Raw genomic sequence first — 5,729 nt, 5'->3', positions numbered from 1 at the left:
AAGTGGGAGACTTCTTTCGGAGGGAAGTTAAAACAATGGGCAGAGTCCTGAGAAAGGAAAAAAATCATGCGCATTGCACCGCTTAAAGCTTTATACTTTACCCAGTTTCTATCTGCATTCGCAGACAACATGATTATTTTTATCGTGCTCGCAATTATGCGTCAGGAAAACTATCCGGGATTTTATATCGGCCTGGTCCAGTCCGCATTTCTATTGGCATATGTCGTATGCGCCCCGTTTGTCGGGCCGTTCGCCGATCGGAATGCTAAATCCTATGTGCTGCTTGTAGGCAATGTCGTCAAGGCAGCAGGAATCCTGCTGCTGATGACCGGTATATCACCTGTGTTCAGCTATCTTGTGGTCGGCATCGGAGCCGTAGCCTATAGCCCTGCAAAATATGGTATCCTGCCTGAGCTAACGAACAATAAGAATGCTTTGCTTAAAGCAAATGGTAAAATCGAGGGCTATACCATATTTGCTATTCTCTCAGGCTCTGTAGCCGGCGGTATGCTGGCAGAGTATTCACTATTCTGGTCAATGGCCGTCTGTATTGGCCTGTACCTCGTTTCTATCACTGGAACACTTGCGATCCCACGAATGCCGGGCAATTCATCCTTGCGCTACGACCGGGCACTTTCAGATTTCGTCTCGGATGTAAAATTGTTCTTCTCAAACCCGAAGTGCCGTTTTTCGCTGGTAGGCACCTGTTCGTTCTGGATGTCGTCAACGGTTCTCCGTTTTGCATTCATTGCCTGGATTCCACTAATGTTCGGCATTACTTCACTGGATAAGATCTCGATGCTTGTCGCGGTAACCGGCGTGGGAATTATTGTTGGCTCGTTGGCTACACCATACTTGATTCCGGCACATAAATATTATCATTCCTATTTATATGGACTGATGATGGCGCTTATCGTTATCGTATCTGTTTTTGTCTCCAATCTTTACCTTATCATTGCAGTACTGATGGCCATCGGATTCATGGGTGGCGCCTTTATTGTGCCGATGAATACAGTACTACAGGATGAGGGCCACAAAATGAGCGGGACGGGTAAAGCAGTCGCCGTTCAGAACTTTGTCAACAATACGATGATGTTGTTCGGCATGGGTGTTTATACGGGTGCAACCCGCGCCGAAATCAATGCTCCTGTATGTATCGCAACTGTAGGAATTGTATTGCTTGGCTTCGTGATCTATCTGCACTTCCTAAAGAAAAAGCTTCCCTCCTCAAAAGAGCCACTTGCCGAAGGTACATCTTCTTCTTTATAAAAAACATTAGTTTCTTAGAGCGGACATACTAAAACAGCGGAAAGAGATTGCTCTCCTTCCGCTGTTTTCAAATAGTCGTCAGTGGTGGACACAGGCTCCCTTCTGATGGAAGCTTTACTTTATTGTGCTGCATATTCCTTTTCCTGTTCTACAGGAAAAGAAGCCGCACGCCGAGTCGGCTCTTGGTACGTACGGGATGGCTGCTTCTTCCGCTTTTTTAATAAATAAGAGAGAACAAACCATCCCTGTGCCACATAGAAAACTAGAAAATGTGCGTCTAACAGCAAGTGAAAATATACATTACAAAAAAAAGTATATGTAGTAAAAGCAAAGAACAAAAAATATAGCGAAAGTAATCCATTTCGCATTGTGTTATGATAAAAGATTCCCAGAGCGATGAATGAAATTAAAAAAAGTCCAAGGTAGCTCAAGTATACTGCCATATCAATTTCTCCTGTCGTCCAAAATATGTAGTTCCACTGTCATTTCATGCAGCAGACGACTAGTTTTATTGTCTCTGTAAAATCCGAATCCTCTTCTCTAAATGTATCTTAAATCCTTATACTCCACGAGGGACTTTACGCTTATTTATGTAAGTATTCGTTAAATTGAATACATTTTTTATATATTTCCACATTTTCAATGATTTGAAACTAAACTACATAAAAAAACCGCTCTTACCGAGCGACTTTTTTTCCAACGAACAACCAGACGTACTTATTTAACGGACGAGCGAAAAAATCTAATCCTGCCTCTTGGAAAATATGCTTCATGGTTGAAACCAATGGATAATATTCCGTTCGCAAGTCTTCTAGCAGCGCAAATGCTTTCTGTTCTTTTACCTTCTCATGTATTGCCTGTTTCGCTTTTTCATCCGCATATGCCGTATCAGCAAATACAACCATCCCATTTTCGTTTAGTCTGTCAACCAACTGTTGGATAGCGCGCATTTTCTGTTCATCTGTAAGATGATGAAATGCATACGTGCTAACGATGCCATCCACCCGGCCGATTGATTCTGGTACGGACAGAAAATGTCCGTCCTCTATCGTAAAATCCGGCAATTTTCGAGAGGCTATGCTTCGCATATCCGGCGAAGGATCAATTCCAAATACTCTCCATCCCTCTGAAAGTAGCAATCGGGTCAAATTCCCGGTCCCAACACCAATTTCTAATATCTTGCTTTTCGCTGGCAGCTTTAGTTCTTGTGCTACCTCCCGCAGGATTTGCTCATATCCTTCAAAAACCTCCGCATATTCACCATTCGTATCGACTACCGTCCGATCGTACTCACTTGCCCATTGTTCAAATACGTGGTTAAATTGCACTTCATGCTCTTCCATGTTGTATCCCCTTCTTACTGTAATATATGCAGATGTTCACCCAAGATTATTAATCCGATTGGTCATATAAGATTTATAAATATTATACAAAAAAGCCTTCCTTCGGACAATAGGAAGCCTTTATAAAATGAAACCGCACACAATGAGGGATTACTACCCGTTAAGGTGAGATGAAGTTTTATGAAAAGCTATGCATGATCAATTTCTTTATTTTCTTGTACAGCTTTTTTCAGCTTCTGCAACATGTATCCAATCCCTTTACAGCCCTGCAGGGGAAAACGATACGTACAATCTGTGCCGAATACTTCCCTCACAACCTTTATATGCTTTTGGCCCGCCACAACGAAAATCTCATCGAAGGTATTCAGTCCTTTTTCTTTCGCCTGCTGTTTTAATGCTTCTGTTGTAATAATATCCGGGCTTCCGGAATTAAATGCAAGGTCATAGTTTTCGGGAACAATATCCGTAGGAAACAGAAACCCGTGTTTGGCGGAAAGAATAATCCAGTGGTCAAAAAATGTATCGGCATACGTATGACAAGCGACTCCAAAAGCACTGATATATGCCTCCTTTGCCGGAACGCCTCCACGCTCGGGATGCCTATCCCATATTTTAGCTGCTCCGCATGGTGTAATGCAAAGTCTATTTTTCATTGTGTATCCCACATCCTTTTCAACAGTCGTCAAAGAAAGGCAGTAATTCCAAATACGATAACGACTGAAATCCGTATATAAAGTGTACCAGCAAAAAGGCCGCTCCTCTAGAACGGCCATACGCTTAAGAAATTAATTTTAGTCCGATCGCTGCCCCAAGCACTACGGCAATAAACAAAATCCGGCGCCAATCCTTTGATTCCCCATACCATACCATGCCCAGAATAGCCCCTCCAGACGCGCCTATTCCTGTCCATACGGCATAAGCCGTACCCATCGGCAATGTTTCCATCGCTAAAGCTAGAAACAGGAAGCTTGCACCAAATCCAGCAAGCAACAGTATAAGAGCCTGCCAATTCCGATCTCTATGCAATTTATTAATCATAGCTACACCGATCATTTCAAACACCCCGGCTAATATGAGATATACCCAGGCCATTACGATTCAGCTCCTTCCGGGTTTGACTCTTTGTCTTTGGTCACCAGCTTTAATCCAATGACGCCGCCCAGCAGCAAGAGAATCAGGAGCAATTTCATCAATTTGAACGGTTCGCCAAAAAACACAATCTCGGAAAATACCGTTCCGGCTGTTCCCATTCCAACAAAAACAGCATACACGGTACCGACCGGCAATCTTTCACCGGCCATAATCATCAGATAAAAACTAATAAAAATGGATATAAATGTCCCTATCCAGGTCCATACATCGTATGCATGCTTTAGACCTATCACCCAAAACACCTCAAAAAACGCTGCAATAAACACTTTTATCCAATCCAGATTCATTCCCCTTTTCCTCGCTTCCTTGCATTGATTATGCGTAATATCACACCTGTTGATTATCCATAAGCTGAAAGAAAAGATGCACGCGTCGGCGTGTTCCCTCGTCTTTTTCTCACAAGGAAGAGACACAGCCGCTTTGTGGCGCCAGGGCCGGACCGGCAAAACATCTGAGCCTCTCGGTGCGGGAGACAGTTGCCGGTCAATCTCGTCCCTCTATGCTTCCGTGTGGGAGACGAACCGTCGCCCGTTTGGGGCACGGTGTGGTGGCGATCCACTCTGGATCATACTGGATAATCAACACCCTTGGTGTAATATTTCTTAAAGAAAATAAAAAAAGCCCGAAAGATATCCTTTGCAATAGATACCTCCCGGGCTTTTATCCCTCCGTGACACGGCAACACCGTGCGTTTTCCCTTGGAACAGACCGATGATTGCATCGCGGAACCCTAGAAAACATGGTGTATTCACTTACTACTATTATGACTCAGTTAAAGTTTTTTTTCAAGCTGGCAAAGCGCTGTAGTCTCAGGCAACTATAGAATTCCGGTATTATGGTCTTCTCTCCAGGGCAAGCTTTATCCCAAACCCTAACAGAACAACCCCGGATATACCTTGAATGGCACGCTGTACAGAAGGTTTCTTCATCCATATGTTAACAGAGTGAATTAAATACACATACATGAAAAACCAAATTAAAGTGAGTGCAGCGTATGTAAGCCCCATAATAAGGAATTGTAAAAACGTGTTGCCCCCAGGCTCAAGAAACTGCGGCAGAAAAGTCAGAAAAAAGACAGCCACCTTCGGATTAAGAACATTCGTCAGAAAGCCTTGGCGAAAAGCGGATAAGCTTGCATTCTTTTTTCCGTTCTTATCGCTTTCTATGGCTATGCCTTTTTTCTTTATTGACCATAATGACATGATACCTAAGTAAATAAGATAGACAGCTCCAACATACTTAAAAATCGAAAAAAGAAAAGCCGACTTGACAATAATCGCGGAAAGTCCTACTACAGCAGCTAAAGTATGAATGATTACTCCTGAAATACTTCCCAGCGCCGTTTGAATCCCACCCTTTCTTCCATAAGTAATTGTATTTTGTGTAACTAATCCGGTATCTGGGCCGGGTAAAATAATAAGTGCGATTGACATCAATAAAAAGAGATAGAAATTCCCCACCTTACTCCCTCCTTATGAAAAATATAATATACCTTATTCTAATCATAGACAATTCTTATTTTTCGATAAAATCATTCAAAATCCAAGATGCAGCAGCTAAGAAGCCTCCTTTTCTCAAACGATTTGAAATTGTTTTTCTTTCGTACATATGCCCACCTTTTCAAGGTAACATGATTTCCTCTCTTCGGTTAATTCCATTGAGGGGATTTTTTTATTTGGAACTTTTTCTATTTATGGATCGTAATACATAGTGCGCAGTGAATTTCCTTGTCTTGCTTCTGTAGTTGGCAGGCTACAGGAGCATCCCATGTTTACTCTTTCTAGACTTGGGGAATATGGTATGTAACACCATTTACTCCCCACCACAGTGGGGCTGTCCAGAAAGTCAGTGAAAGCTGACTGCTGGACGCCCCGTTTTTGTTGAATGTTAAAAATGCACACAAAAAAACCGTCATTTCCTGTAAAATGAAAGATTCTGGATTTGGAGATGCATATTCCTGACCCT

General features: G+C 42.5%; 8 protein-coding genes and 1 riboswitch. Of the genes, 1 reads left to right on the top strand and 7 read right to left on the bottom strand.

What is annotated here, in order from left to right:
• Nucleotides 1–66: 66 nt before the first annotated feature.
• Complete coding sequence (gene lplT / locus HMPREF0083_RS06145) at nucleotides 67–1,269, top strand: lysophospholipid transporter LplT (RefSeq protein ID WP_021620281.1); 1,203 nt, start codon at nucleotides 67–69, stop codon at nucleotides 1,267–1,269.
• Between the two features lie 119 nt (nucleotides 1,270–1,388).
• Here the strand turns inward: lplT and HMPREF0083_RS06140 are convergent, their stop codons facing one another.
• From HMPREF0083_RS06140 to HMPREF0083_RS28985, 7 genes are all read right to left on the bottom strand, one after another.
• Nucleotides 1,389–1,712 (bottom strand): hypothetical protein, encoded by a 324-nt coding sequence (locus HMPREF0083_RS06140; RefSeq protein ID WP_021620280.1) that lies wholly within the window; start codon nucleotides 1,710–1,712, stop codon nucleotides 1,389–1,391.
• A gap of 234 nt (nucleotides 1,713–1,946) precedes the next feature.
• Nucleotides 1,947–2,612, bottom strand: coding sequence for a class I SAM-dependent methyltransferase (locus HMPREF0083_RS06135; protein ID WP_021620279.1), 666 nt, complete (start codon nucleotides 2,610–2,612; stop codon nucleotides 1,947–1,949).
• Between the two features lie 188 nt (nucleotides 2,613–2,800).
• Nucleotides 2,801–3,265 carry a DUF6884 domain-containing protein gene (locus HMPREF0083_RS06130; protein ID WP_040301687.1) on the bottom strand — a complete coding sequence of 155 codons (465 nt, stop codon included), beginning with the start codon at nucleotides 3,263–3,265 and terminating at the stop codon, nucleotides 2,801–2,803.
• 124 nt (nucleotides 3,266–3,389) lie between these two features.
• The gene (locus tag HMPREF0083_RS06125; RefSeq protein ID WP_021620277.1) at nucleotides 3,390–3,704 is read right to left on the bottom strand and encodes a DMT family transporter; all 315 of its coding nucleotides are present in this window, start codon (nucleotides 3,702–3,704) and stop codon (nucleotides 3,390–3,392) included.
• On the bottom strand, nucleotides 3,704–4,051 hold the full coding sequence (locus tag HMPREF0083_RS06120) for a DMT family transporter (protein WP_040301686.1): 348 nt from the start codon (nucleotides 4,049–4,051) through the stop codon (nucleotides 3,704–3,706). Before HMPREF0083_RS06120 ends, HMPREF0083_RS06125 begins: the two co-directional genes overlap by 1 nt.
• 360 nt (nucleotides 4,052–4,411) lie before the next feature.
• A riboswitch (guanidine-I (ykkC/yxkD leader) is annotated at nucleotides 4,412–4,509 on the bottom strand.
• Nucleotides 4,510–4,597: 88 nt separating this feature from the next.
• Nucleotides 4,598–5,197: a LysE family translocator gene (locus HMPREF0083_RS06115; protein ID WP_021620274.1), complete on the bottom strand. Its 600-nt coding sequence runs from the start codon at nucleotides 5,195–5,197 to the stop codon at nucleotides 4,598–4,600.
• A 347-nt stretch (nucleotides 5,198–5,544) separates the two neighbouring features.
• A partial coding sequence (locus tag HMPREF0083_RS28985) for a hypothetical protein (RefSeq protein WP_021620272.1) occupies nucleotides 5,545–5,729 on the bottom strand: 185 nt, incomplete at its 5' end.

This window comes from Aneurinibacillus aneurinilyticus ATCC 12856, from assembly GCF_000466385.1.
Classification (GTDB): Bacteria; Bacillota; Bacilli; order Aneurinibacillales; family Aneurinibacillaceae; genus Aneurinibacillus; species Aneurinibacillus aneurinilyticus.
This window is presented reverse-complemented; position numbering and strand designations above follow the sequence as displayed.

Bases quoted from the DNA above. Each gene is read 5' to 3' on its own strand.
- lplT (WP_021620281.1), top strand. From the start codon at position 67: ATGCGCATTGCACCGCTTAAAGCTTTATACTTTACCCAGTTTCTATCT.
- HMPREF0083_RS06135 (WP_021620279.1), bottom strand. From the start codon at position 2,612: ATGGAAGAGCATGAAGTGCAATTTAACCACGTATTTGAACAATGGGCA.
- HMPREF0083_RS06120 (WP_040301686.1), bottom strand. From the start codon at position 4,051: ATGAATCTGGATTGGATAAAAGTGTTTATTGCAGCGTTTTTTGAGGTG.
- HMPREF0083_RS06140 (WP_021620280.1), bottom strand. From the start codon at position 1,712: ATGGCAGTATACTTGAGCTACCTTGGACTTTTTTTAATTTCATTCATC.
- HMPREF0083_RS06130 (WP_040301687.1), bottom strand. From the start codon at position 3,265: ATGAAAAATAGACTTTGCATTACACCATGCGGAGCAGCTAAAATATGG.
- HMPREF0083_RS06125 (WP_021620277.1), bottom strand. From the start codon at position 3,704: ATGGCCTGGGTATATCTCATATTAGCCGGGGTGTTTGAAATGATCGGT.
- HMPREF0083_RS06115 (WP_021620274.1), bottom strand. From the start codon at position 5,197: ATGTCAATCGCACTTATTATTTTACCCGGCCCAGATACCGGATTAGTT.